The organism is Kitasatospora sp. NPDC051170 (assembly GCF_044455705.1).
Taxonomy (GTDB): domain Bacteria; phylum Actinomycetota; class Actinomycetes; order Streptomycetales; family Streptomycetaceae; genus Kitasatospora.
Map to the genome: position 1 here is coordinate 554,945 of NZ_JBITFA010000004.1, position 24,566 is coordinate 579,510.

At 69.5% G+C, this 24,566-nt stretch carries 30 protein-coding genes; 17 read left to right on the forward strand and 13 right to left on the reverse strand.

Annotation, left to right across the window (positions count from 1 at the left end; translation table 11 throughout):
- Positions 1–144 precede the first annotated feature (144 nt).
- The gene (locus tag ACIBCA_RS12745) at positions 145–846 is read left to right on the forward strand and encodes a 2-phosphosulfolactate phosphatase (RefSeq protein WP_396282856.1); all 702 of its coding nucleotides are present in this window, start codon (positions 145–147) and stop codon (positions 844–846) included.
- A gap of 157 nt (positions 847–1,003) precedes the next feature.
- Here the strand turns inward: ACIBCA_RS12745 and ACIBCA_RS12750 are convergent, their stop codons facing one another.
- The 3 genes from ACIBCA_RS12750 to ACIBCA_RS12760 form a co-directional block, all read right to left on the reverse strand.
- Positions 1,004–1,438, reverse strand: coding sequence for an NUDIX hydrolase (locus tag ACIBCA_RS12750; protein WP_396282857.1), 435 nt, complete (start codon positions 1,436–1,438; stop codon positions 1,004–1,006).
- A 93-nt stretch (positions 1,439–1,531) separates the two neighbouring features.
- Positions 1,532–2,230, reverse strand: a complete 699-nt coding sequence (locus tag ACIBCA_RS12755) for a class I SAM-dependent methyltransferase (RefSeq protein ID WP_396282858.1) — start codon at positions 2,228–2,230, stop codon at positions 1,532–1,534.
- A 158-nt stretch (positions 2,231–2,388) separates the two neighbouring features.
- Complete coding sequence (locus ACIBCA_RS12760) at positions 2,389–2,592, reverse strand: hypothetical protein (protein ID WP_396282859.1); 204 nt, start codon at positions 2,590–2,592, stop codon at positions 2,389–2,391.
- A 341-nt stretch (positions 2,593–2,933) separates the two neighbouring features.
- On the opposite strand from ACIBCA_RS12760, the gene hemC reads away from it, so the two are divergent.
- Entirely contained in the window at positions 2,934–3,866 is a 933-nt protein-coding gene (hemC, locus tag ACIBCA_RS12765; protein WP_396282860.1) for a hydroxymethylbilane synthase, read from the forward strand.
- Here hemC and ACIBCA_RS12770 read toward each other — a convergent pair.
- On the reverse strand, positions 3,863–4,831 hold the full coding sequence (locus ACIBCA_RS12770; protein WP_396282861.1) for a hypothetical protein: 969 nt from the start codon (positions 4,829–4,831) through the stop codon (positions 3,863–3,865). The two genes, hemC and ACIBCA_RS12770, sit on opposite strands and share 4 nt — an antisense overlap.
- Positions 4,832–5,163: 332 nt before the next feature.
- Here ACIBCA_RS12770 and ACIBCA_RS12775 point away from each other — a divergent pair, with 332 nt between their 5' ends.
- Positions 5,164–6,489, forward strand: a complete 1,326-nt coding sequence (locus ACIBCA_RS12775) for a helix-turn-helix transcriptional regulator (RefSeq protein WP_396282862.1) — start codon at positions 5,164–5,166, stop codon at positions 6,487–6,489.
- Between the two features lie 322 nt (positions 6,490–6,811).
- Here ACIBCA_RS12775 and ACIBCA_RS12780 read toward each other — a convergent pair whose 3' ends face one another.
- Both ACIBCA_RS12780 and ACIBCA_RS12785 read right to left on the reverse strand, forming a co-directional pair.
- Positions 6,812–7,012, reverse strand: coding sequence for a hypothetical protein (locus ACIBCA_RS12780; RefSeq protein WP_396282863.1), 201 nt, complete (start codon positions 7,010–7,012; stop codon positions 6,812–6,814).
- A gap of 15 nt (positions 7,013–7,027) precedes the next feature.
- On the reverse strand, positions 7,028–7,213 hold the full coding sequence (locus ACIBCA_RS12785; RefSeq protein ID WP_396282864.1) for a hypothetical protein: 186 nt from the start codon (positions 7,211–7,213) through the stop codon (positions 7,028–7,030).
- A 198-nt stretch (positions 7,214–7,411) separates the two neighbouring features.
- On the opposite strand from ACIBCA_RS12785, the gene ACIBCA_RS12790 reads away from it, so the two are divergent.
- Positions 7,412–8,689 (forward strand): helix-turn-helix domain-containing protein, encoded by a 1,278-nt coding sequence (locus tag ACIBCA_RS12790; RefSeq protein WP_396282865.1) that lies wholly within the window; start codon positions 7,412–7,414, stop codon positions 8,687–8,689.
- 65 nt (positions 8,690–8,754) lie between these two features.
- Here ACIBCA_RS12790 and ACIBCA_RS12795 read toward each other — a convergent pair whose 3' ends face one another.
- Positions 8,755–8,955, reverse strand: a complete 201-nt coding sequence (locus ACIBCA_RS12795; RefSeq protein WP_396282866.1) for a DUF397 domain-containing protein — start codon at positions 8,953–8,955, stop codon at positions 8,755–8,757.
- The gene (locus tag ACIBCA_RS12800) at positions 8,948–9,814 is read right to left on the reverse strand and encodes a helix-turn-helix domain-containing protein (RefSeq protein WP_396282867.1); all 867 of its coding nucleotides are present in this window, start codon (positions 9,812–9,814) and stop codon (positions 8,948–8,950) included. Before ACIBCA_RS12800 ends, ACIBCA_RS12795 begins: the two co-directional genes overlap by 8 nt.
- Before the next feature lie 270 nt (positions 9,815–10,084).
- Between ACIBCA_RS12800 and ACIBCA_RS12805 the strand changes: the two genes are divergently transcribed.
- Genes ACIBCA_RS12805 through ACIBCA_RS12815 form a run of 3 tightly spaced genes read left to right on the forward strand, consistent with a single transcriptional unit; the run spans position 10,085 to position 10,814 of the window.
- Complete coding sequence (locus ACIBCA_RS12805; protein ID WP_396282868.1) at positions 10,085–10,447, forward strand: ATP-binding protein; 363 nt, start codon at positions 10,085–10,087, stop codon at positions 10,445–10,447.
- Positions 10,444–10,695 carry a hypothetical protein gene (locus ACIBCA_RS12810; RefSeq protein WP_396282869.1) on the forward strand — a complete coding sequence of 84 codons (252 nt, stop codon included), beginning with the start codon at positions 10,444–10,446 and terminating at the stop codon, positions 10,693–10,695. The genes ACIBCA_RS12805 and ACIBCA_RS12810 overlap by 4 nt, the downstream gene beginning before the upstream one ends.
- Complete coding sequence (locus ACIBCA_RS12815) at positions 10,692–10,814, forward strand: hypothetical protein (protein ID WP_396282870.1); 123 nt, start codon at positions 10,692–10,694, stop codon at positions 10,812–10,814. Before ACIBCA_RS12810 ends, ACIBCA_RS12815 begins: the two co-directional genes overlap by 4 nt.
- A gap of 56 nt (positions 10,815–10,870) precedes the next feature.
- Here the strand turns inward: ACIBCA_RS12815 and ACIBCA_RS12820 are convergent, their stop codons facing one another.
- Positions 10,871–11,341: an NUDIX domain-containing protein gene (locus ACIBCA_RS12820; protein ID WP_396282871.1), complete on the reverse strand. Its 471-nt coding sequence runs from the start codon at positions 11,339–11,341 to the stop codon at positions 10,871–10,873.
- Between the two features lie 124 nt (positions 11,342–11,465).
- On the opposite strand from ACIBCA_RS12820, the gene ACIBCA_RS12825 reads away from it, so the two are divergent.
- From ACIBCA_RS12825 to ACIBCA_RS12840, 4 genes are all read left to right on the forward strand, one after another.
- The gene (locus ACIBCA_RS12825; RefSeq protein WP_396282872.1) at positions 11,466–12,584 is read left to right on the forward strand and encodes a glycoside hydrolase family 19 protein; all 1,119 of its coding nucleotides are present in this window, start codon (positions 11,466–11,468) and stop codon (positions 12,582–12,584) included.
- Between the two features lie 140 nt (positions 12,585–12,724).
- Positions 12,725–13,063, forward strand: coding sequence for a hypothetical protein (locus ACIBCA_RS12830; RefSeq protein WP_396282873.1), 339 nt, complete (start codon positions 12,725–12,727; stop codon positions 13,061–13,063).
- Complete coding sequence (locus tag ACIBCA_RS12835; RefSeq protein ID WP_396282874.1) at positions 13,060–14,745, forward strand: alpha/beta hydrolase; 1,686 nt, start codon at positions 13,060–13,062, stop codon at positions 14,743–14,745. Before ACIBCA_RS12830 ends, ACIBCA_RS12835 begins: the two co-directional genes overlap by 4 nt.
- Positions 14,746–14,747: 2 nt before the next feature.
- Entirely contained in the window at positions 14,748–15,299 is a 552-nt protein-coding gene (locus ACIBCA_RS12840) for a hypothetical protein (RefSeq protein ID WP_396282875.1), read from the forward strand.
- A 75-nt stretch (positions 15,300–15,374) separates the two neighbouring features.
- Here the strand turns inward: ACIBCA_RS12840 and ACIBCA_RS12845 are convergent, their stop codons facing one another.
- Positions 15,375–16,895 (reverse strand): peptide MFS transporter, encoded by a 1,521-nt coding sequence (locus tag ACIBCA_RS12845; RefSeq protein ID WP_396282876.1) that lies wholly within the window; start codon positions 16,893–16,895, stop codon positions 15,375–15,377.
- Positions 16,896–17,225: 330 nt separating this feature from the next.
- On the opposite strand from ACIBCA_RS12845, the gene ACIBCA_RS12850 reads away from it, so the two are divergent.
- Positions 17,226–17,900 carry a response regulator transcription factor gene (locus ACIBCA_RS12850; RefSeq protein WP_030290974.1) on the forward strand — a complete coding sequence of 225 codons (675 nt, stop codon included), beginning with the start codon at positions 17,226–17,228 and terminating at the stop codon, positions 17,898–17,900.
- A 41-nt stretch (positions 17,901–17,941) separates the two neighbouring features.
- Positions 17,942–19,186 carry an ATP-binding protein gene (locus ACIBCA_RS12855; RefSeq protein WP_396282877.1) on the forward strand — a complete coding sequence of 415 codons (1,245 nt, stop codon included), beginning with the start codon at positions 17,942–17,944 and terminating at the stop codon, positions 19,184–19,186.
- 10 nt (positions 19,187–19,196) lie between these two features.
- Here the strand turns inward: ACIBCA_RS12855 and ACIBCA_RS12860 are convergent, their stop codons facing one another.
- Together ACIBCA_RS12860 and ACIBCA_RS12865 are read right to left on the reverse strand one after the other, a co-directional pair.
- Positions 19,197–19,892, reverse strand: a complete 696-nt coding sequence (locus ACIBCA_RS12860; RefSeq protein ID WP_396282878.1) for an ester cyclase — start codon at positions 19,890–19,892, stop codon at positions 19,197–19,199.
- A 106-nt stretch (positions 19,893–19,998) separates the two neighbouring features.
- On the reverse strand, positions 19,999–20,595 hold the full coding sequence (locus ACIBCA_RS12865; protein ID WP_396282879.1) for a GtrA family protein: 597 nt from the start codon (positions 20,593–20,595) through the stop codon (positions 19,999–20,001).
- A 259-nt stretch (positions 20,596–20,854) separates the two neighbouring features.
- On the opposite strand from ACIBCA_RS12865, the gene ACIBCA_RS12870 reads away from it, so the two are divergent.
- Genes ACIBCA_RS12870 through ACIBCA_RS12880 form a run of 3 tightly spaced genes read left to right on the forward strand, consistent with a single transcriptional unit; the run spans position 20,855 to position 23,748 of the window.
- A complete protein-coding gene (locus ACIBCA_RS12870) occupies positions 20,855–21,994 on the forward strand; it encodes a 5-(carboxyamino)imidazole ribonucleotide synthase (RefSeq protein ID WP_396282880.1) in 1,140 nt (379 codons plus the stop codon).
- The gene (gene purE, locus ACIBCA_RS12875) at positions 21,991–22,515 is read left to right on the forward strand and encodes a 5-(carboxyamino)imidazole ribonucleotide mutase (protein ID WP_396282881.1); all 525 of its coding nucleotides are present in this window, start codon (positions 21,991–21,993) and stop codon (positions 22,513–22,515) included. The genes ACIBCA_RS12870 and purE overlap by 4 nt, the downstream gene beginning before the upstream one ends.
- A 33-nt stretch (positions 22,516–22,548) precedes the next feature.
- Positions 22,549–23,748 (forward strand): dipeptidase, encoded by a 1,200-nt coding sequence (locus ACIBCA_RS12880; protein ID WP_396282882.1) that lies wholly within the window; start codon positions 22,549–22,551, stop codon positions 23,746–23,748.
- Here ACIBCA_RS12880 and ACIBCA_RS12885 read toward each other — a convergent pair.
- Positions 23,745–23,963, reverse strand: coding sequence for a CoA-binding protein (locus ACIBCA_RS12885; RefSeq protein ID WP_396282883.1), 219 nt, complete (start codon positions 23,961–23,963; stop codon positions 23,745–23,747). The genes ACIBCA_RS12880 and ACIBCA_RS12885 overlap by 4 nt on opposite strands.
- A gap of 116 nt (positions 23,964–24,079) precedes the next feature.
- Here ACIBCA_RS12885 and ACIBCA_RS12890 point away from each other — a divergent pair, with 116 nt between their 5' ends.
- Positions 24,080–24,505 carry a CoA-binding protein gene (locus tag ACIBCA_RS12890; protein ID WP_396282884.1) on the forward strand — a complete coding sequence of 142 codons (426 nt, stop codon included), beginning with the start codon at positions 24,080–24,082 and terminating at the stop codon, positions 24,503–24,505.
- Positions 24,506–24,566 lie beyond the last annotated feature (61 nt).

Below are 24,566 nucleotides of genomic sequence, written 5' to 3' on the forward strand. Positions count from 1 at the left end.
GATGTGGGCCGGATCAGGTTGTCACGAATTCCGGAACCATCTGTTCCGGTCCGGCGGCCCCCGCGGAGGCCCGCTCCCGGCGCGCAGGGAGCGGGCTGCTTTATTGGCCTGACGCCTCGGCTGGGCGTGCGTGATCATGACCGGATGAACGCTCGTTTCCTCGGCATTCCCGAGTTGGCAGAAGTCCCGTCCGTGGCGGTCGTCGTCGATGTCATGCGTGCCTTCACCGTGGCTGCCTGGGCCTTTGCCCAGGGTGCGGAGAAGATCGTCCTCGCCGAGTCGCTGGATGACGCCCTGGCGCTCAAGGCTCGCCACCCGGGCTGGGTGGCGCTCAAGGACGGCCCGCCCGCGCCCGGGTTCGACGCGGTCAACTCACCGGGCTTGCTTCGGTCGGTTGAGCTGGGCGGGCGGACCGTGGTGCAGAAGACTACGGCGGGGACGGTCGGCGCCCTCGCGGTGAAGGAAGCGTCGCTGGTGCTGTGCGCCAGCTTCGTGGTGGCGGAGGCAACGGCCCAGCTCCTGCGGGCGCGAGGGCGTGACGATGTCACGTTCGTGGTCACCGGCGAGGACGGGCAGGCCGATGAAGACCTGGCATGTGCTGAGTACATCGCCCGCAGGGCCGCCGGGGCGGAGACGGATGCCGGTGAGTTCCTCCGCCGCGCTGCCGAGTCACGCGCTGCGACCGAGCTCGCGGAGGGCGTGCGTCAAGGGGTTCATCCTGATGACGTCGCACTCTGCATCGAGCTCGACCGGTTCCCCTTCGCCATGGTGGCGACCTTGGAGGACTCGCTCATGGTCCTCCGCCCATGTGTCGTGCCTTCGCCGACCCACGAGGTTCCGGCCTGATTGTCTGATCACGTCCAGCGGTTCTCGGCCCGCTGGGCCGCTGAGATCCTTACGCCGCTCCTCATAGGTTCGCCGTTGAGGGGCCAGATCTTTCCCGGCGGCCTCTTGCTCCCCGCAAGAGGCCGCCGGAAGGAGCTCATCGTCCGATGGCTCCTGCTCAGGGGGTGAGCAGGTTGCGGACTGCGTCGCTGACCTCGGGAAGCTTGCTCGGGAGTGCCCACTGGTGGGCGTCGTGTTCGGTGAGGACGACCGGCTCGGTCTTCTCCACGGTGACGGCGAAGTTGAACTGGCGGGTGGTGCCGCCGCGACTGTTTTCATAGTCGAAGTGCCCGCGGTAACCCACGATCTGGTTGACCGTCAGGCCGGTCTCTTCGGTGGTCTCCCGATGGAGGGCCTCCAGGATGCTCTCCCCGACGTCGACCTTTCCGGAGGGGATCTCCCACATCCCGCCCATGTAGTCGTCGGGGTTGCGACGGACGAGCAGGACCCGGCCGTCGTGGCTGATCACTGCGGCGGCGACGAAACCGGTGATCCCAGCGGCTTCGGCATCGGCGGCCAGGCCGGCCGCGAACTCGGGCGAGGGGACAGTCACTGCAGCTCCTTGTGTGGTCGCTGATCTTCGCGAGGTGTGAGCCCCTCAGTACGTCACGTCGCCCCGTCGAGCCGCTGCTCGACGGGGCGACGTTCAGGGCTGACGGTGGGCGCGGACAAGCAGGCTATCGGCCGCGCGTGCACTCGGTTCGGTGGGAGGGAGCCGGGAGATGGTGATGTTCGTGAACCCGGACTCGCCGAGCAGCTTCGTCCAGACGGTCCCCTGGAGAACCCAGCGGCGCATGGTCGTCGTGGTGCCGTCCTGGGCGAGGGCCGGAATGTCGGCGGGCCGGACGTCCGGCTCAGCGGGTGCTCCACCGAGGTAGTGACCCAGGGTGGAGGAGGCCAGCAATCCGCCGGGCCGCAGGGCGCGAGCAGCTGCTGGGAGGAGCTGGCGGGGATCGGCGAAGTCGAGGCTGCCGAACACCGAGTAGACCACGTCGTACTCGCCAGGATGCGCGTCCAGGTGCGCGGCCGCGTCCGCGTGCACCGCGCGAAGACGCGGTGCGAGGTGGCCGTACAGGTCGCAGGCCATCGCGTGCTGGGCGGGGGAGGCCTCGACGGCGTCCACACGGGCCGGAGTGTGGTGGGTGACGAGGTGCGCGGCATGACGGGCGGCACCTGCGCCGAGGTCGGCCACCACGAGGCCGGTGATGTCTCCCAGTACCTCGGCCCCTGGCCCGCCGTGCTGATCCCAGACCCAGTGGAAGGTGCCGGGGACGGCCCGGTCCGTCTCGGAGCGGGCGCGGCCGTAGTGGTGCCACAGGTCCGGTGCCGGGGAAGGGGGCGTCACCCGGTCATCCTCGCGCTGGGTACGCGCTGGTGCCGAGATTTGGGCGAAGTCCACTCCTGCGGGCTGCGGTGGCGCCGGACCGAGCCCGGCGCCACCGCAGTGGTTTCAGCGAGTACGACTCGTTGCCGGGGTGGCAGGAGGCCGCTTCGGCCTGCCTGTCAGCCGAAGGGCAGGACCTCGGTGCTGCCACCGGCCAGGATGTGCGGGTACTCGGTTCCGCCGTTGAGCGGGCGGTAGTTGAGCACCGGATCGCCGGCCCGGACGAGGGCCGTCGCGCATCCGAGGCACCAGGGCTTTGGCGGCTGCGCGTCGAGATCCTCGATCACCGCAGGGCTGGAGCACTGCGTGCAGCAGGCTGCCATCGATTCCTCCCCGGATCAGGGTCGGCACCCGATCCGCAGACCGGGCAGTGGCGGGTGTTGAGTCGGTCGGCCCGCTCCGGCAGCGGACTGGGCGGCGGCGCGGTTGCGGATACGGTCTCGACGGGCCTTGTTGACATGCGTTGTGGCGGAGCAGAACGAGTCTGGGGCGCCACGACGAGGACCCAGATCTTTGCCGGTGGCCTCTTGCATCCCGCAAGAGGCCACCGGAACGATTTGCGCTGGGACTCCTTTCCCCGGTTTCCGACATAACGTCGGAAACCGGATGTGTTCGATGCAGGTAGCATCGCGTCAACATCTCGTCCAAGGCCGGGAGTTGGCGTATGAGCACACTGGTGGTGGGGTCCCGGGCCAGTCACCTGGCACGAGCTCAGGTGCGGGAGTTCCTGGCGCCGCTGCGAGAGCGCTTCCCCGGTGTCGTCTTCCGTCACCAGGTGATCCTGGAAGGCGGCGACCAGGACCGCCGGGCAGCCCTGTCGCAGGTCTCCGTCCGCTCCGGAGGGTCGGCGTTCTCTACCAACCAGGAAGCCGCCCTCGTCGTCGGCGAGGTCGACGTGATCGTGCACAGCCTCAAGGACCTGCCCACTACCAGCCCTCCCGGCCTGGTGCTGTTGCCCCCGCCGGGGCGGGAGGACGTGCGGGACGCGCTGTGCGGGAGCACGCTGGCCGGCCTTCCGCAGGGCGCCAGGATCGGCACCGGGGCGGCCCGCCGGATCGCCCAGCTCCTGCACGTACGCCCGGACCTGGTGCCGGTGCCGATCCGCGGCAACGTCCCGCCCCGGCTGAACAAGCTCAAGACCATGAGCCTGGACGCCGTGGTGCTCGCGGCTGCCGGGCTCAAGCGCCTCAGCCTGGACGACGCGATCGGCGAGCTTCTGCCGATCGAGCAGTTCCCCCCGTCGCCGGGCCAAGGCGCCCTGGGCATCCAGATCCGCGAGGACAACGATCTGGCTCGCAAGATCCTCTCCACGGCCGGTGACTTGGTGGTGGAAGCGGAGGTGCGCGCCGAACGCGCGATGCTCGCCGAGCTCCACGGAGGGTGCTCGGTCCCGATCGGCGCTTACGGGAAGGTCGACGGTGATGTATTGACCCTGTACGGGCAGGTCACCTCCCTCGACGGCAAGCGGCAAGTGGACGCCCGCCTCTCCGGCTCGCTGGGCGAGCCGGAGAAACTGGGCGTGCAGGTGGCCCGTCTCTTGTTGGCTCAGGGCGTGGAGGGAATCCTCGCGGAGGTACGGCCCACCGCTACCGTTTAGGCATGCAGGCGGGCGAGGTCCAGGGCCGCGTAGGTGATGATCCGTTCCGCCCCGGCCCGTTTGAGCATCGTGAACAGCTCAGTCAGGGGGCGGAAGTCCCGCTGTCCGGTGGCCTGGTCGATCGGAGCAAGGCGCAGGTACTCGCCGGAGACGGAGAACGGCATCAACGGCGCCTGGGTGCGGCGCCTGAGGGCCGTGAGGACGTCCACCGACAGCATCCCGGGCTCCAGCAGCAGCATGTCCGCGCCCTCGCTGAGGAACGCCAGGCCCGTGTCCACGGCGGTCTCCGGGCTACGGGGGCTGATCTGGAACGGGCGGCGTGCGCCGGAGGCGGGGGTGGCCCGCATGGTGGTGCGGTAGCCCTCGTAGAGGGCGGAGTCGAAGATCAGGTGCGGCATGGTCGCCACGTCCCGGTGACCGGCCTCGTCCAGGGCCCGGCGCACGGCCCAGGTGGTGCCCTCGGTCATCGCTGCAGGTCCCACGATGTCGGCCCCGGCCTCGGCCTGGATGACGGCCTGGGCAGCGATCAGCTCGGCAGTCGCGCCGAGGTTGATCCGGCCGCCGGTGCTCAGGTGGCACTCGCCGGTGTCGGTGTGCCCGCACAGGCAGTTCTCCGTCATCACGGCCATGCCGGGCTCGGTGTCCTTGACGGCGCGGATCGCCCGCACCATCAGGCTGTCCGGCGCGATGGCGCCGGACGCATGCTGGTCGCGCACGAGGCTGTTGGCGAACACCTTCACCGAGCGGACGCCGACGACGGCCAGGCTCCGAACGATCTTGGGGATCTCGGCGGCGGTGACGGTCGGCATGGGCCGGTCACCGTCCTCGCCGTCCTCGCGGACCAGCAGGACCATACTCAGGTCCGCCGCCGTCAGTTCGGGGCCCTCCAGGAATCCGCGGACGGCCGCTCGGCCGTGGAGTCGGTCGGTGGCCGTGTGCGCGGAGGTGTGTCGGGTGGTGGTCATCTCAGCCCTCCGGACTGCGTGGTGGGGAACGGCGGCGACCACGCGATCCGGGGCCACGGTATCCAGCAGCTCACCGGCACGAGTGAACCCCCGGATCTGGACCTGTTCCTGCCGGTGCCGCAAGTGGTCTTCGATCGTCTGGTGGCCGAGGCCGTTGACCGCAGCGCGTCGTTTCATGCGCGGACTCCTTCCGCTTCGTGAAGGAACATGTCGGTGCACGACGAGTAGAGCCCAACTCGCGGTCACCATCCAGGCGTTGTCCGTAGTCCCAGGGTTGTCCCGCTATTGCTCGCAGTAGGCTCGCGGTCACAGTCGATGATGGGATTGGGCCCGTGGACGACCAGATCCGGCACCCCCTCGCGTATGCCCGCGCGCTTCGCGGCTGGTCCCAGACCGACCTCGCGGCCCGCATCCACCGCGCTGCCAGGAGCAGGCCCGAGGGGCTTCGTTCCGGCACCGACAAGGCCGCCGTCAGCAAGTGGGAGAACTGGCGGAAGACGCCCAGCATCGAATCCCAACTGCTCATCGCCGAAGCCTTCGACGTCCCGATCGCCGACCTGGAAGCCTTCGACTGGCCGCACTGGCTCCCGGGTCAGGAGCAGCCGGTGCCGCTCGGATCGGCGTTCACCGTCCACGCACTTCGAGACGCACAGAGAGCCGCCATGGACCATCGTCGCCGCAGCTTCATGACCTTCAGCGCGCTCGCCCTGGCCGGGTTGTCCACCCGGTGGGCCACCCTCGAACCCGACCGGCTCACCTCAGCCCTGAACGGCAAGCTGGTCGACGGCGAACTGGTCGACTGGTTGGAGGAGACCAGCGCCAAGCTGACCGCTCTGCCCACTGAACAGCGGCAGCACACTGCGAAGCTGATGGATGCCCAGCTCGACATGGTCACCGACTTGCTCGAGAAGGGCCGCTACACCGAACCCGTGGGCCGGCGGCTTCACCTGCTGGCCGCCTCCATGGCCAGCACGTGCGGCTGGCACCGCTTCGACCAGGGGCACCACTTCGCGGCGGGCAAGCTCTGGAACGCGGCCCTCACCAACGCGCACGCCGCGCGTGACCGCGACCTCGGCGCAGGGATCCTGTCCGACTTCGCCTACCAGTCGATCTGGCTCACACAGCCCGACGCCGCCGTCGAACCGCTCAGCCAGGCGCTCATCCATACCCGGCACCCCACCGCCCGTTCCCTGCTCCACCTCCGCCGGGCCCGCGCGCACGCGGCCATGGGGGCCTCCGCCGACTGCCATCGCGACCTGGCCGCTGCGGAGGTCGCGTTGCTGACCGACAGCCCCGACCCGGCACCGGCCTGGTGCCGGTGGATGAGTACGGCGGACCTGGCCGTCGACTCCGGCCAGTGCATGCTCGACCTCGGCCGTACGGAGGAGGCGCACGCCCGGATTGGTGAGGGCATGAGCCTGCTGCCGCGCTCTCGTGACAAGACCCGTGGGATCTTCCTGACCTACGAGGCCCGGAGCTTGTTGAAGGCCCGCGAGGTCGAGCAAGCCGTTGCCGTCGCGAACCAGTCTCTCGACCTCGCCACCCGGATCGGCGCCGAACGGTGCGTCACCCTGGTGCGCGAACTCGCTCTGGGCTTCAGGCCCTACCGGCAGGTGGATGGTGTCAGCGACCTCATGGACCGTCTCCCGGTCGGCTGAGCGGAGCGGGCGTGGTTTTTGCCGGCGGCCTCTTGCTGCCCGCAAGAGGCCGCCGGAACGATTCGCTTCGGCGCGTGGTGTGGTGGTCGAACTCGCCAGCCTGCGCGCTCTGGAGAAGCGCAGCGAACTTGGGGCGAGTCGTACGGACGACGATGTCGGCGTCATCCGACTCGCGAAGCTCGATTAGCCCGAGCTGGCGGCCGCCTGGCGCCTGTGCCCATTCGACCCGTGAGTGATGCGAGCAGGTCTGCAAGGCCGGGCCCACCTCATGAGCGGCCCGCTCCCTGCGAGCAGGGAGCGGGCCGCCTCGATGTGGTGCCGGTCAGCCGAAGGGCAGGACTTGGGTGCTGCCGCCGGCCAGGATGTGCTGGTAGTCGGTTCCGCCGTTGAGCGGGCGGTAGTTGAGCACCGGATCTCCGGCTCGCACGAGGGCGGTCGCGCAGCCAAGGCACCAGGGTGTCGGCGGCTGTGCGTCGAGGTCTTCGATCACCGCAGGAGCGGAGCACTGGGTGCAGGCCGCCATGGGGTCCTCCCCGGGTCAGGCCCAGGTGGAGCCGCAGGTGGTGCAGCCCCATCGGCCGTCGATCGTCTGGTAGGTGGCGCCCGATCCGCAGACCGGGCAGGCGCGGGCGCTGGGCTCGTCGGCCCGCTCCAGCAGGGTACTGGGCGCCGGGGTGGCAGTGGGCTCAGTCGCGGTGACGGGCTTGTCGATCATGGTGCACATGACGTATCCCCTCGGGACGGAGTGGCTGGGGTGCGCCGGCCGGGCAACACCCAGAGAACCCCGCCGAGGACCGGAATCGGGCGCAACTGAGGGGCTTCCGCACGGGGTGTGCGTGCACCGCACACCCCGTGCGCGCTCTGCCCCCGTGTGCCGTCCTGTCGATACCGTGAGTACTCCTTGCACTCGAAAGGCGACACCGTGTCACGTCAGCGTCGGCTTGGGACGGCCATCAGGGCCGCCCGATGTGCACGACGGATGACCCAGGCCCAACTGGGTCTGGCATGCGGCTACTCGGCCTCCGCGATCAGCCGGGTTGAGGCGGGCGCGCTCCGCCCGACCGAGCGGGCGCTTCTGCTGATCACCCGGGTGTTGGACCTGCCGCTTGAAGCCCTCGGGCTGGGGCGACCGGCTACCCTGGCGCAGGATGTGATCCCGGATCAGGAGGACGCCATGCTCCGCAGGCAACTGCTCGTGGCCGGCATGGCGGCGGCCGGGGCATCGGCCCTTTCGACCACTTCGGCGGCCGCTGCGCGCCCGGATGCGTCGGCCCGGATCGTCAGGGCCCTGTACGAGCCTGAGACATCCGAGGCCACATCGTTGCAGCAGCTCAAGGCGACACTGTCTTCGGCGCGTGCGCAGTTCACGACGGCTCGCTACCGGCAGCTCGGCGATGAGCTGCCTGGCTTGCTGGGCTCCGCGCAGGCGACCCGAGAGGCGTTGTCCGGCCGGTCCCGCGAGGAGGCCCATGCGTGTGTGGCCCGAGCCTGGGTGTTGGCGACCGAGCTCGCGTTGAAGGCTCACTCCGATGTCGCGTGGCCTGCAGCGGACCGGGCGCTGGCAGCGGCCCAGGCCAGTGGCGACCCGGTGGTGCAGGGTGAGGCGGCACGCGTTCTGGCGATCACGATGCGGCGTTCCGGCCGTCCCGTCGCTGCTGTCGATCTCCTGCGTCGTACTGCTGACTCGCTCGCCACGGCCCGGGACGACGTGTCCCGGGCCGTGGCGGCAACCCTGCTGATGACTGCCGCCTACACGGCGGCATGTGGGCAACGACGAGGTGACGCCCTCGACCTTATGGCGGGTGCTGGCGACGCGGTGGACCGCTTGCCGGGTGCCGGAGTTCGACCGGGTACCCCGCTGTTCACGGTCGACGCCACGAGTGCCCAGCTGAATCTGTACTGGATCGGGGTGCACACGGCGATGGGCACTCCCGAAGAGGGCGTGCTGTATGCGGCGCGGATCACGCCGGGGCAACTGCCCACGGCCGAGCGTCGGGCCCGGTACGGTACGGACTGCGCGCGGATGTGGCACAACCTCGGAGACCAGCGCAGGACGTTCGCGGCGTTGCGGTTCACCGAGCAGGTCGCTCCGGAGGAGGTGCGAAGGCCCGCTCTGCGGGCGCTCACAGCGGACCTGTTGTACGCCCCGGCAGCGGTGGCCGGCGTGCGGGAGTTTGCCGCGCGCACAGGGGTGTCCTGACGACCCGAGACGGACCCGTTGCTTCTCGTCGCCCCGTCGAGCCGGTGCTCGACGGGGCGACGTGCTCAGGCGGTGGTGGCGTGGTGGTCGAACTCGCCCGCCTTGGCGCCCTGGAGGAGGTCGGCGAACTTGCCACGGGTGGTGTGGACGATGACGTCGCCTTCGTCGGACTCGCGGAGTTCGATCGCTCCCTCGGCCGTACGGACCTCGACGCAGGATGCGTTTGAACCGGAGTAGCTTGATTTCTGCCAGGTGGAGTTATGCATGCTTGCTTTCCATTTCCTTCTTGATCGAGCGAATGAACTCTCGGGACTCCGAATCCGAGAGGGCGGCCGAGCCGAGCTGGGCGAGTAGTGATCTGAATCGGGCTGTGTGGGCCGGTGCATCGAACAGCAGGTTGCCAACCTCGGAGTCCGTCTGAACTGTGTCGAGCTCCTGAACCGGGCCCGCGACGTACGTGAAGTTCTCATTGGGGAGCGGAGCTGTATCCACCTCGAACAGCACGACTCGAATCGAGATGTTGGGCTGCTCGGAGGCTTCGACAAGGGCAGCGAGTTGCTCTGATTGGACCTTGGCTCCGCTGAACTGCATGCGTAGCGCCGCTTCATGGATGTAGGCAGTGAACGGAGTCGATTCAGAGCGGATGATCTGTTGGCGCCGCAAGCGAAAGGTTGCCCTCAGATCGACCTCATGGCCGGGAAGGGGCGGATAGGAGCGAGCGAAGACGGCGGAGGCATAGGCGTTGGTTTGAAGTAGTCCGTGGATGAAGGCCATCGTGTAGGCGGAGAGACCTCGTGCGTGACTCTCGATCTCGGCAACCTCAAGGAAGTCCTGTGAGAGCCGTCCGCGGTACTCCTCCCACCAGCCGCCTTTGTCTCGGTCCGTGATGATGCTCGCGAGCGCCTCGATCAGAGGTTCGTTGACACACATGCATCGTGCGGCGACTGTGCGAAGGCGTTCGACGCTGATCCCGGTCCTGCCGCTCTCCATCTGCGTCACATGGGCTGGGTTGATGCCCAAAGCGCGGGCGAGCTGACTGCCGCCCAGGCCCGCCTGCTCCCGCATCCTGCGCAACTCGGCTCCCAGGCGCAGTTGGCGGATGGTCGGGTTCGATCGAAGCGCCATGGCGTCCCTTCTGCAGGTTCTGGGACCAGTGTGCCGCACGTCGACAGCCTCGTTAGAGGGAACCTTGCGCGGATCGCCACAAAACTGTGGCGATCCGCGCTATCGTCGTGCTCAGGTCGATCCGATGGATCGTCAACAACGCCTGCCTTCACGGCAGTAGGCGCCTGCTGCCCGCGCACCGAAGAGCAACCAGCCCCACTCTGGCCTGGCTCACGGCGACGTATCCGCCGTCTCTCTCCTCTCCCACACCACAGCCTCACGGAGGTTCCCGTGTGCACCCGTAACAACCCCTCGCTCGCCCTCTCCCGGCTGGCCCTGCGAGACGTCCTGACCGGCAACGGCTGGGACCCCGAAACCATCTTCAATGCCGAACTCGCCCTGGTGGAGCTCATCTCCAACGCCTGGCGGCACGGCGACACCCCCTCGCCCGTCGTCTGGTTCTCCCTCGTCGGCGGCACCCTGCGGGTCGCCGTCTTCGACGAGTCCGACGTCGTCCCCCGTCTCCGGCCGTCCTCCGGACTCGCCGAGAGCGGCCGGGGGCTCCAGCTCGTCGACGGCCTCACCCACCGGTGGGGTGTCGACCCGCAGAAGCGCGGCAAGACCACCTGGTACGAGCTGGACTTCGCCGCATGATCGGCGAACCCGTCCCGGCGGGCGACCCCAGCACGCGCGACTGCACCGGCCCCCACATCATGGAACTCCTCGGCGAGTTGCACCGGCGCGGCCTGTCGCACGGCCTCCTCTGGGGCTCCGCCTCGCCCGGCGAGAGGACGCTCGACGGCTACACCCTCGTCAACTTCGGCAACGCCCCGGTGAGCACCCTGCTCAACCTCCTCCACCTCCTTCGCGACCTGGATCTCGACGATCCGTGCTACCCGTGAAGTTCTTCGTCGGCGCGATCCTCATCGCGCTCCTCTTCCTCGCGATCGCCACCGTGGCCCTCGGCGTCGTGGCCACCCTCAGGACGCCCCGCCCCGAGGACCGCGACGACCACCACTGAGCCCACGCGAAGGCCCTCGCCCACCCCGGGCGAGGGCCTCGCGGGTACACCGTTCGTCAGCCGAGGTGGGGGATCGTCCGGTGCTCCAGGAAGTGCTGGAGCCTGAGGCGCTGGGTGCGGTGCATCGGAAGGCCCTCGATCTCGCCGGGCGCGACGAACCGGAGGTCGGTGGACTCGTCCGAGATCCGCAGTTCCCCACCCGTGATGCGCGCAGTGAAGCAGATGTTGAACTGCTGCCGGACCTCGCCGTCCGAGTAGGCGATCACGTGCCGGGGATCGGTGTACGTGCCGACGAGTCCCGTGATCTCGATGTCGAGCCCGGTCTCCTCACGCACCTCCCGGACGGCCGTGCCGGGAAGCGACTCACCGAGGTCCATCGCTCCGCCCGGCAGCGCGTACAGCCCGTTGTCAGTACGCCGCTGGAGCAGGATGCGTCCTTCGGTATCTGTCACCACCGCCGACGCTGCCACAACCAGCCGGTTCGGCTTGGGAGCGTCGGGGTCGTCGTAGAACTCCGTCCGTGCCATGAGATCAGCTCTCCTTCACCTGGACCCGGGGCGGTCCGAATCTATTGACAGGTCTGGACCATTCGGAGTTGAGTCGCTGCGGGCTCCCTGCCCTGCCCCGTCCTTACCCCCACAAGGAGTGGCATTGAACAAGCAGAAGATCGCCGCGCTGCTGGCCGGCGCGCTGGCCGCGACCGGCCTGGCCGTCATGGTCCCCACCGCCTCGACGGCCGCCTCGGCCTGTGCGGCGCCGTATTCGGCGTCGCAGGTGTACACGGGAGGCGCGTCCGCCTCGTACAACGGGCACAACTGGAACGCCAAGTGGTGGACCCAGGGCGAGACCCCGAGCACCGGCGGCTCCGGGGTCTGGTCCGACCAGGGCGCCTGCGGCGGTGGCGGCGACCCGTCCCCGAGCCCGACCGGCACCGGTACTCCGCAGTCCTGCGACCACCCCGTCTGGGTGGCCGGTACCCAGTACACCACCGGCGCGGTCGTGAAGTACGCGCCCAACGGCCAGTACTACATCGCCACCCACGACAACCCGGGCTACGACCCCACGATCTCCACCTGGTACTGGAGCCCGTACACCTGCACCGGCGGCGGCTCCAGCCCGACCCCGACCAGCCCGACCACCCCCAACCCGGGCGGGTTCGTGGTCTCCGAGGCCCAGTTCAACCAGATGTTCCCGAACCGGAACCCCTTCTACACGTACTCCGGCCTGGTCACGGCCCTGAGCGCCTACCCGGCGTTCGCCAACTCCGGCTCGGACACCGTGAAGAGGCAGGAAGCCGCCGCCTTCCTCGCCAACATCAACCACGAGACCGGCGGACTGGTCTACGTCGTCGAGCAGAACACCTCCAACTACCCGCACTACTGCGACGCCTCGCAGCCCTACGGCTGCCCGGCCGGCCAGGCCGCGTACTACGGCCGTGGCCCGATCCAGCTCAGCTGGAACTTCAACTACAAGGCCGCGGGTGACGCGCTGGGCATCGACCTGCTCCACAACCCGAACCTGGTGCAGACCGACGCGGCCGTCGCCTGGAAGACCGGCATCTGGTACTGGATGACCCAGAACGGCCCGGGCACCATGACCCCGCACAACGCCATGGTCAACAGCGCCGGCTTCGGCGAGACCATCCGCTCCATCAACGGCTCTCTCGAGTGCAACGGCGGCAACCCCGCCCAGGTCCAGTCCCGGGTCAACGCGTACACCACGTTCACCTCGATCCTGGGGGTCCCCACCGGCTCCAACCTGAGCTGCTGACCGGCGGAGACGGAGCACACCGCCCGTTCCCACCCGGCAGGGTGGGGACGGGCGTGAAGGTTCTCGGGCTTTCGGACGTGGGCTGACGGTCTGGCAAGTACGGTGGCCCGAAAGCATCCAGGAGCCTGGGGGAGGGCGAAATGGGCACCGTCATCGTGAGGCCGGCGGAGTTGAACGCGTCGGCGGGGGTGGCTCGCAGTATCGGGGAGGATCTGGGCAAGGCGTGCACGGCTGCGATCACCGACAGCCATGCGGCGGTCGGGCAGTCGGCGGGCTGGTCGGTGGTCGCTGCGCTGGAGCAGGTGGCGACCGCCTGGGATCCCGTTCTGGCGACCGTCCGGGAGCGGTTCGGGAAGACGGCGGACAATCTCGTCGCCACCGCCCAGGCGTACACCGGTCATGAGGACGCCGTCACCGACGTCTGGCAGAAGAACAAGATCGCGGAGCCGTCGGACGTGAAGCCGAAGGGGGCCCCGTGAGCGGGCCGGCGGCGGTCAACCGGTTCGAGCTGCTGATGCGCTTCGACCCGGCGGGCCTGCACGCGGCGGCCAAGTCCTGGCACGGTCTGGCGAACGCGACCCGTTCCGCCGGGACGAGGCACCGGAGTCAGGTGGACGGGCCGCTGCGGCAGATGCACTGGCAGGGGAAGGACGCGGAGACCGCCTTCTGGACCATGCGCCGCACCGAGGAGATGGTGGAGATCGTCCGGGTGGAGGCCGCGGCCATCGCGCTCACCCTCAATACGGTCGCGGACCGGATGTACCAGGCGCAGACCAACCTGAAGAACGCCGTCCAGCGCGCTCAGGAGTGGAGCCTGACGGTGGGCCCGGACGGCACCGTGAACCCCCCGAAGCTGAGCTTCGCCGAGGCGCACGACCCTGGTGAACTGCCGGAACGCAAGGCCCAGTTGGACCAGTGCAAGCAGCTCCAGCAGCGCATCGACAAGGCGCTGTCGGACGCGCAGGCCGCCAGCGACAAGGGCAAGGAGGTGCTGGAGAACCGCGACCCCGGCATCCTCACCCAGCCCCGGGTGTTCGGCGCGGTGGCCGCCACGGCCGGTGTCGGTGACGCGGTCGAGAAGGCGCTCGGGCTCGACGGCCTCTCCGTCCCGGACAACACGGACCCGCAGAAGGCCGCCGCCTGGTGGAAGACCCTGACCCCCGACCAGCAGGCGGACTTCATCGCCCTCCACCCGGGCCGGATCGGCGCCATGGACGGGCTGCCGTCCGCCGTACGGGACGAGGCCAACCGGCTGTCCCTCGATCAGCAGTTGGACAAGAGCGAGGCGGGCCACGCGCGCGAGAGCAACCTGACCTCCGAGGAGTACAACAAGCAGCAGGCGGGCCTCCGCGCACTGCGGGACCGGCTCGCGGAGCAGGACGGCGCCCCCGAGGGCAAGCAGCTCTTCCTGCTCGGCCTGGACCCGAACGGGCACGGGCACGCGATCGTCTCGATGGGCAACCCCGACACTGCGGACCACACCGCCGTTGTCGTCCCGGGGACCGACACGACGATCGCCAGCATGCCGCGCGAGATCAAGCGCATCGACGCCACGCAGGAAGCGGCCAGTGACGCCTGCCAGGGCACCAAGAAGGTCGCCGTGATCTCCTGGCTCGGCTACGACGCACCCGAGATCCCGCCCGAGAACTTCTCCGTCGCGGACACGGACCGCGCCAAGGACGGCGCCGCGCCGATGCGCCAGTTCACCGAGGGCCTTCGCATCGCGCAGGGCGACCACCACAGCCACCTCACCGTGATCGGCCACAGCTACGGCACGACGGCGGTCGGCGCGGCCGCCTCCGGGGGCGCGGGGCTCGGGGCGGACGACATCATCGCGCTCGCCAGTCCGGGCATGATCGTGCCGGATGCCGGAAAGCTCCACATCAGCACCGATCACGTCTGGGTCGGCACGGCGAACGACGACCCCATTCGTTTCGCGTCCGGGCTCACCCTGGGGCGCGACCCGAGGAGTGACGTGTTCGGGGGGCACAACATCCAGATCGACACCAGTGGGCACAGCGGCTACTGGGACGAGGGCAGCATCACCCTCATGAACCAGGGCCGCATCATCGTCGGAGCCGATCCGCTCCAGGCCCCGAAGAAGATCGAGGGGCACTTCGTCGTCCCGCCCTACAACGTGCCCGGCGCGGGAGGTCGGTGACCGTGGTCCGGGCAACCGCGCGGCGCACGGGCGTCGCGGTCGCACTGCTCCTCTCCCTCTCCTCACTGATCGGAGGCTGTGTGTCCCAGGACCACGCGAAAGGTGCCGGTCCGGACGACCCGCTGCCGGTGAAGAGCCGGGAGGAGGCCCTGAGCTGGGCCAAGCGGACGACCGACTACCTGGCGCAGCTCGTCGGCACCACCATCAGGCCGGAGGGAGCCCGGACCTCGTACCGGGACTGCGTCGGCAAGGAGGGCGAGATGCGGGACGACGGCCGCTTCGTCATGTCGTACGCGGGCTATGCGCCGTTCCCACTGGAGCAGCACCCGGAGGCGGCACGCAAGGTCCGGGCGGAGCTGGAGAAGGAGGGCTTCGAGATCGCCGGGTACCGGGAGAAGGTGGACAGCGGGAGGATCGACGTCATCGTCGACGCCTACCAGAAGTCCAGCCGTTACCTGATGACGCTGGAGACCATGCAGTCCGGGGACCTCATGTTCCGGATCAATACCCCCTGCCTGATGCCCCCGAGCAGCTCCGGCGCCCCGCAACCCTGAGGTCCGGGGAAAACCACCGGGGCCGTCGCGGATCTCAGGAATCCGCGACGGCCCCGGAGCCGTATGGGGTGAACGTCAGTGGACGTCGCCCATGAGGGCCTGGACCTTCTTGCGGTACGTGTACACCGCGAAGCCGGCGAGGACGGCGAGGGCCGCCTGGACGGCGATGATCGTGGTGCCGTCGAGGTTGACGCCGGCCAGGGAGAGGAGGCTGGTGGTGCAGTCACCGGCGGTGACGGCGAGGAACCAGACGCCCATCATCTGGGAGGCGTACTTCTGCGGGGCCATCTTGGTGGTGACCGACAGGCCGACGGGGGAGAGGCAGAGCTCGCCGACGGTCTGGATCAGGTAGATGGACACGAGCCAGAGCGGGGAGACCTTGGTGCCGCCGTCGGCCATCGTCATCGGGAGGATGAAGACGAAGAAGGAGGCGCCGATCAGGGCCAGACCGATCGAGAACTTCACGATCGTGTTCGGCTCCTTGTTGCGGCGGGACAGCCACAGCCACAGGAAGGCGAACACGGGGGCGAGCGCCATGACGAACAGCGGGTTCAGCGACTGGTACCAGGTGGCGGAGAAGCCGAAGCCGAACACGGAGTCCGCGGTCTTCTTGTCGGCGAACAGCGACAGGGTCGAGCCGCCCTGGTCGTAGATCATCCAGAACACGGCGGCCGCGACGAAGAACCAGATGTACGCGGACATCTTGGACTGCTCGCCGACGGTGAGGTCCTTGTCGCGCTTGATGCGGGTCAGGACGATGACCGGGATGAGCAGACCGGCGATGGTCAGCGGGACGAGGGCCCAGTTCAGGGTGTAGAAGCCCAGGCCGGCGACGACGCCGTAGAAGACCGCGATGGCGAGGACGATGAGGCCGCCCTTGACCAGGAGGCGCTTGGTCTCCTCGGGCTTGAGCGGGTTCGGGACGACGCTGCTCCTGGCGCTCAGGTGGCGGCTGCCCAGCAGGAACTGGACGAGGCCGAAGGCCATGCCGACCGCGGCGAGGCCGAAGCCCAGGTGCCAGTTGTACTCCTTGCCGATGGTCCCGATGATGAACGGGGCGGCGAAGGCACCGAGGTTGATGCTCATGTAGAAGACGGTGAAGCCACCGTCGCGGCGCGGGTCGTCCGGGCCGTTGTAGAGGTGGCCGACCATCGTGGAGATGTTGGCCTTCAGCAGGCCGGAGCCGATCGCGACCAGGAACAGGCCGACGAAGAACGCCGCCGAGCCCGGGACGGCCAGCGCGATGTGGCCGGACATGATCACGAAACCGGCGATGGCGACGGTCTTGCGGGCGCCCCAGACCCGGTCGCCGAACCAGCCGCCGGGGTAGGCCATGAGGTAGACCATCGAGACGTAGACGGAGTAGACCGCCGTCGCCAGCGCCGCCGACTTGGCGAGGCCACCGCCCTGGCTGCCGACCGCGGCGTCGGCGCCACCGGAGACCAGGTAGTAGATGAGCAGGGCGCGCATGCCGTAGTAGGAGAAGCGCTCCCACATCTCGGTCATGAACAGCGTGGCGAGACCTCGGGGGTGCCCGAGGAAGGTCTTGCCGCTGGGGGCCGACGTGAGGTCGGCGGCCCGGGTCGTAGACGCCATGTGTAGTGGTTCCTTGCCTGACAGCGTCCGCCAAAGGGGGGTGCGGCGGACGTGGACTCGAACCACTCTACGTGGCGATATTTGGCGTTATCAGATGACAAACGTCGTGAATCAGCCGGGTTAATAACAAAGTTGGCATCGGATCTTCCCGATTGATCCATGGTAGATGGGCGCGTCTTCCTTCGGTTCAAAGATGCAAGCGCAGATTCTGCGCCGAACAGCCGGTCTGCCGCGCTTTGTTGGCCGCGATCACACCCCTGTATAACGATCACGCTCTGTGAAACACCTCACAGGACGTACGGGCATACCCCGGCGGACTACCATCACCACATGACCTGTGTGCTTCTCGCCGAGGACGATCCGGCGATCTCCGAACCCCTCGCCCGGGCCCTGCGACGCGAGGGCTACGAGGTGCTCGTCCGCGAGGACGGTCCGACCGCGCTCGCCGCCGGCCTCACGGAGGAGGTCGACCTCGTCGTCCTCGACCTCGGTCTGCCGGAGATGGACGGCCTCGAGGTCTGCCGCCGGCTGCGCGCGGACGGCAAGAGCTGCCCCGTCCTGGTGCTCACCGCCCGCGCCGACGAGGTGGACACCGTCGTCGGCCTGGACGCCGGTGCCGACGACTACGTCACCAAGCCCTTCCGCCTGGCCGAGCTGCTCGCCCGCGTCCGGGCCCTGCTCCGGCGCGGCAACGTCGACCAGCTCACCACCGGTGCGCACGGCGTCAAGATCGACATCGAGTCCCACCGCGCCTGGCTCGGCGAGGAGGAGCTGACGCTCTCCGCCAAGGAGTTCGAGCTGCTGCGCGTCCTCGTCCGCGACGCCGGCCGGGTCGTGACCCGCGAGGAGATCATGCGGCAGGTCTGGGACACCACCTGGTGGACCTCCACCAAGACCCTCGACATGCACATCTCCTGGCTGCGCAAGAAGCTCGGCGACGACGCGGCCAACCCCCGCTACATCGCCACCGTGCGCGGCGTGGGCTTCCGGTTCGAGAAGAATTAGCCGGAAGCGGTCGACGGAAGCACACCTCGGGGAGCGGCAGCGTGAAACGCCGGATGATCAACTCGCTGCTGGGCGTCGTCCTGGTGGTGGTCGTGGTGTTCTGCGTGCCGCTCGCCCTGGTCGAGAAGCGCACCATCGTGAACTCGGCCCGGGACCGGGTCGACGCCACGGCCGTCCGGGTGCTCGCCCTGGTCGAGAGCCGGATCAACGCCAACGAGGCGGTCAACGGGCACTCCTTCGAGAGCCAGGTCACCGACGGCAGCTACGTCGAGGTGCAGCTCCCCGGCCAGGACGTCGTCTCGGCCGGCGAGCGCCCGGCCGGGAACCACCTGCTGAAGGCCGCCGAACGCGGGAGCAGCGGCGCGATCGTCACCGTCGAGCAGTCCCGCGAGGACGTCGACCACGAGGTCGCCAACATGCTGCTGCTGCTCGGCGTCGTCGCCCTGCTGGCCATCCAGGCCGCCGTCGCCCTCGCCGTCTGGCAGGCCAAACGGCTCGCCCGCCCGCTCACCGACCTCGCCGAGACCGCCGAGCGGCTCGGCTCCGGCGACCCCCGCCCGCGCGACCGCCGCTACGGGGTCCCCGAGCTGGACCGCGTCGCCGAGGTGCTGGACACCAGCGCCGAACGGATCGCCCGGATGCTCACCGCCGAACGCCGCCTCGCCGCGGACGCCTCGCACCAGCTGCGCACCCCGCTGACCGCGCTGTCCATGCGGCTGGAGGAGATCACCGCCGTCGCCGAGGACCCGGAGACGGTCAAGGAGGAGGCGACCATCGCCCTCCAGCAGGTCGAGCGGCTCACCGACGTCGTCCAGCGGCTGCTCACCACCCAGCGCGACCCGCGCAGCCCCACCGCCGTCGCCTTCGACCTGGACGAGGTGATCAAGCAGCAGGTGGAGGAGTGGGGACCGACGCTGCGGGAGAAGGGCCGGGTGCTCTCCCTGGAGGGCCTGCACGGCGTCACGGTGGTCGGCACCCCGGGGACGGTCGCCCAGGTGCTCGCCACCCTGATCGAGAACTCGCTGATGCACGGCGCCGGGACGATCACCCTGCGGGTGCGGCCCTCCGGCACCTCGGTGGTGGTCGAGGTGCAGGACCAGGGCCAGGGCGTGCCGCCCGACCTCGGCAACCGGGTCTTCGAGCGGGCGGTCAGCGGCCGCAACTCGACGGGCATCGGCCTCGCCGTCGCCCGCGACCTCGCGGAGGCGGACGGCGGGAGGCTGGAGCTGCTCTCGTTGAGGCCGCCGGTGTTCGCGCTGTTCCTCGGCCGCAGCCACGCGGACTGACGAGGACCGGTCAGGAGGTCGGCAGCACGCCGAGCTGGCGCATCAGTCCCATGACGTCCCACTGCCACCAGCCCTCGGTGATCCGGCCGTTGTGGCAGCGGAAGGTGGTCGTGCCGCGTCCGATCACCGACCTGCCGGTGTTCGGGATCTCCCGGAAGGCGGCCTTCTGGTGGGCGTGCCAGGTCCAGCGGGTGGCGACCTCGTCGCCTTCGGCGATCTGGCTCTCCACCTCGAAGGTGAACTCGAAGGCGTCCACGTAGGCGGCGCAGCGCTCTCGGAACGCCTGGATGCCGACCGCGTCGCCCTCGCTGCCGTAGTCGTGGTCGTGGTAGTCGGCGGCCATGCACTCGTCGATGACGTCGAGGTCGCCCGCGGCCAGCCCGTCCAGGACCCTGCTCGCGAGGGCCTTGTCGAACTGGGCGTCGCGGACCACGTCGAGGTCGGTGAAGGTGGGCGGCGCGTCACAGAGCGCCACCATCTCGCGGAAGATCCGGTCCGTCTCGGGCAGCTTGGAGTTGCGCATCGCCTCCTCGTAGGAGGGGAACTCCACGATCTCCACGACGTGGCTCTTGTCCGAGCGGTCGGTGGCGACCACCGCGTGGGAGGCGGTGCGCCTGCCCTTCGTGGACTCGGCCCAGGTGTCCATGAGCCGGTTGAGGTCGTCGAGCCTGTCGGTCTTGCAGTCGATGATCTGGACGAACGCCATGGCGAGCCTCCTGGATCCCCCTCGGCCCTCGATCGTCCGCAGCCGTGCTCGCCCTCGGTCACCACTGTCCTCTTGCAGCGGCGGGCCGGGCAAGCGGAGCGGGGCGTTACTCGGCCTTGGCGAAGCGGATCTGCTCGGCGGCCAGCATCAGCTCGGCCTGGGCGGCCAGCTCCTGCCCGCTGGCCTGGGCGGGCGCCGGAACAGCGGCAGCGGTGGCGGCAGCGGTGGTACCGACAGCGACAGCGGTGGAGGGCTCCTCGGGCAGGGCCTTGAACACCCAGGTCCGGTACGAGACGAAGCGGAACACCGTGCCGAGGCCGAGGCCCACGACCTTGGCGCCCAGCTGCTCGTAGTGCGAGTCCAGGCCGAGGAGGTAGACGGTGAAGGCGAGCACACCGGTCTCGATCAGCATGCCGATGCCGCTGAAGATCAGGAACAGCGTGATCTCGCGCTTGCGGGAGGCGGCGTCCCGGTCCCGGTACAGCCAGTAGCGGTAGCCGAGGTAGTTGGTGGCGATCGCGATGACCGTCGCCGCGATGTTGGAGCGCAGCGAGGCCAGGCCCAGGCCGTTGATGCAGACCCAGAACACGGCGAAGTTGACCACCACGCCGCTCAGACCGACGATGCCGAACTTCACGACCTCACCCGTGAGCCCGTGCAGCTTCTGCGCGAGCGGGGTTTTCGAAGCTTCGGTCGTCGCCATACCGGGCTGCCTCCATGTACCTGCGGGACGAAAGGGTGTCCCACCGGGCCGGAGCCACCCCTTGAGTCCTGCGTGCACGCACATGATCCGACTACGCGGACGAGGACCTAGCCGTCCAGGCTACCCGCTTCCATCGAACGGCTCAGCCGTCCGGGGTGGGGGTTGACATCTACGCGCGTCCAGTACTCACTGCCCGCAGGCGGCTCCACCACCTCCCACCGGCCCGGATATCCTGGGCCGCGTGACTTCCCCGGGCAATGTGAATTTTCCAGTGGTGGGCATGATCGGCGGCGGGCAGTTGGCCCGCATGGCACACCAGGCGGGCATCCCGCTGGGGGTCAGGTTCAAACTCCTCGCCGACACGCCCCAGGACTCCGCGGCGCAGGTCGTCTCCGAGGTCGTCCTCGGTGACTACCGCGACCTCGACACCCTGCGCGCCTTCGCCGCAGGCTGCGACGTGATCACCTTCGACCACGAGCACGTGCCGACCGAGCACCTGCGCGCCCTGGAGGCGGACGGCATCGCCGTGCGCCCCGGCCCGGAGGCCCTGGTCAACGCCCAGGACAAGGGCGTGATGCGGGCCAAGCTGGACTCCATCGACGTGCCCTGCCCCCGGCACCGGCTGGTCGCCGACCCGGCCGACGTCACCGCCTTCGCGAACGAGGGCACGGGCTACCCCGTCGTCCTCAAGACCGTCCGCGGCGGCTACGACGGCAAGGGCGTCTGGGTCGTCGACGACGAGCAGCAGGCGCACGCGCCGTTCCTCGCCGGCGTCGCCGTGCTGGCCGAGGAGAAGGTCGACTTCGTCCGCGAGCTGGCCGCCAACGTCGTCCGCTCGCCCAGCGGCCAGGCCGTCGCCTACCCGGTCGTCGAGAGCGTCCAGGAGAACGGCGTCTGCGCCGAGGTCACCGCCCCCGCGCCCGACCTCGACCCGGCCCTGTCCGACGAGGCCCAGCAGCTCGCCCTGCGCATCGCCGGCGAGCTCGGCATCGTCGGCCACCTCGCCGTCGAGCTGTTCCAGACCCGCGACGGCCGCATCCTCGTCAACGAACTGGCGATGCGCCCCCACAACTCCGGGCACTGGACCCAGGACGGCGCCACCACCTCGCAGTTCGAGAACCACCTGCGGGCCGTCCTCGACCTCCCGCTCGGCGACCCCCGGCCGCGCGCCAGGTGGACCGTCATGGTCAACGTCCTCGGCGGCGACTACCCGGACATGTACCACGCCTTCCTGCACTGCATGGCCCGCGACCCCGGGCTGCGCATCCACATGTACGGGAAGGACGTGAAGCCCGGCCGCAAGGTCGGCCACGTCAACGTCTTCGGGGACGACCTCGACGACGTCCGCGAGCGCGCCCGCCACGCGGCCGCCTACCTGCGAGGAACGATCACCGAATGACCAGCCCCCTCATCGGCATCGTCATGGGCTCGGACTCCGACTGGCCCGTCATGGAGGCCGCCGCCCAGGCCCTCGACGAGTTCGAGATCCCGTACGAGGTGGACGTCGTCTCCGCCCACCGGATGCCGCGCGAGATGGTCGCGTACGGCGAGAACGCCCACACCCGCGGCCTCAAGGCGATCATCGCGGGCGCCGGCGGCGCCGCCCACCTGCCCGGCATGCTCGCCTCCGTCACCCCGCTGCCCGTCATCGGCGTGCCGGTGCCGCTGCGCTACCTGGACGGCATGGACAGCCTGCTCTCCATCGTCCAGATGCCCGCCGGCGTGCCGGTGGCGACCGTCTCGGTGGCCGGCGCGCGCAACGCGGGCCTGCTCGCGGTGCGGATGCTCGCCGCCTTCGACCCCGAACTCACCGAGAAGATGGCCGAGTTCCAGGCCGAACTCAACAACCAGGCCACCGAGAAGGGCAAGAAGCTGCGCGCCAAGGTCGCCGGCTCCAGCTCCTTCGGCTTCGGCAAGTAACCCCCGCGGTGGGGGTGGGGTAGAACAACCCGTATGACTTCGGAGACCCTCACCCCGCTCGACCGCGCCCGCGCCCTGCTGCGCACCGCCCCCGTGGTGGACGGCCACAACGACCTCCCCTGGGCGATGCGCGAGCAGGCCGGGTACGACCTCGGCGCGCTCGACCTCGCCGCCGACCAGAGCGACCGCCTGCACACCGACCTCGCCCGCCTCGCGGAGGGCGGGGTCGGCGCGCAGTTCTGGTCCGTCTACGTGCCCGCCTCCCTCGCCGGGGACCACGCCGTCAGCGCCACCCTGGAGCAGGTCGACTTCGTCCACGCCCTGGTCGAGCGCTACCCCGACCGGCTGCGCCTCGCCCGTACGGCCGCCGACATGGAGACCGCCCGCGCCGAGGGCCGGATCGCCTCCCTGATGGGCGCCGAGGGCGGCCACTCCATCGACTGCTCGCTCGCCACCCTGCGGGCCCTGTACGAGCTGGGCGTGCGGTACATGACGCTCACCCACAACGACAACGTGCCGTGGGCGGACTCCGCGACCGACAAGCCGGTGGCGGGCGGGCTGACCCGCTTCGGCGAGGAGGTCGTCCGGGAGATGAACCGGCTCGGCATGCTCGTCGACCTCTCGCACGTCTCCGCCGACACCATGCGCGACGCGCTGCGCGTCACCGAGGCGCCCGTCGTCTTCTCGCACTCCTCCTCGCGCGCCGTCTGCGACCACCCGCGCAACATCCCCGACGACGTGCTCGCCCAGCTGCCCGCCAACGGCGGCATCGCGATGGCGACCTTCGTGCCGAAGTTCATCCTGCCCGCCGCCATCGAGTGGACGGCCGCGGCGGACGAGAACATGCGCGCCCACGGCTTCCACCCGCTGGACACCACCCCGCCCGCGATGGAGCGCCAGCGCGCCTACGAGGCCGAGCACCCGCGCCCGGTCGCCACCCCGGCCACCGTCGCCGACCACCTCGACCACATGCGCGAGGTCGCCGGCATCGACCACATCGGCATCGGCGGCGACTTCGACGGCACCGCCTTCCTCCCGGAGGGCCTCGACTCGGTGGCCGGCTACCCCAACCTGGTCGCCGAACTCCTCCGCCGCCACTGGTCCGAGGCCGACCTCGCCAAGCTCACCTGGCACAACGCGGTGCGCGTCCTGCGCGACGCCGAGTCCGTCGCCACCACGCTGCGCGCGAGCCGCCGCCCGTCCATCGCCACCCTGGCGGGGTTGGACGGCTAATCGAGCAGCGGGATCTCGATGGCCGGGCACTTGTCCATCACCATGGCCGGCCCGGCCTCCCGCGTCCGCCCGTAGGCGGCCTCGTCCACCACGCCCAGCTGGAACCAGACCGCCTTGGCCCCGACAGCCACCGCCTGATCGGCCACCTCCCCGGCGAGGTCGGACCGAACGAACACGTCCACCACGTCCACCGGGACGGGTACGCCGGGTGCCATCCGATTCCATCTCGACCTGGCGGGCTGACCAGCGCATACCCCGGGAGGGAATGGCCGGGGGAGTCATGGCGCTGGCACTGGATGAGTTCTCAGCACTCGCTACGAGGAGGCAGGGCATGTACGGAGACCCGGAGACGGTCCGGAAGATCCTGACCGAGGCGGGCGACACTTGGGCCGTCGTGGGCCTCTCCTCCAACCAGCGACGAGCGGCCTACGGCGTCGCCGAGGTGCTGCAGCGCTTCGGCAAGCGGATCGTGCCCGTGCACCCGAAGGCGGAGACCGTCCACGGCGAGCAGGGGTACGCGTCCCTCGCGGACATCCCCTTCGAGGTCGACGTCGTGGACGTCTTCGTCCGCTCCGACCTCGCCGGCGCCGTCGCGGACGAGGCGGCCGCCATTGGGGCCAAGGCCGTCTGGTTCCAACTCGACGTGATCGACGAAGCCGCGTACGAGCGGACACAGGCCGCTGGGCTCGCCATGGTGATGGACAAGTGCCCGGCCATCGAGATCCCACGCCTTGGCCTGGCTGGGCGGTTTAGCTAACCGTCCTACAACTCACAAGGCCACCGAGCCGTCTACTAGCTGCGAGGCCTCGGTGAGCGGT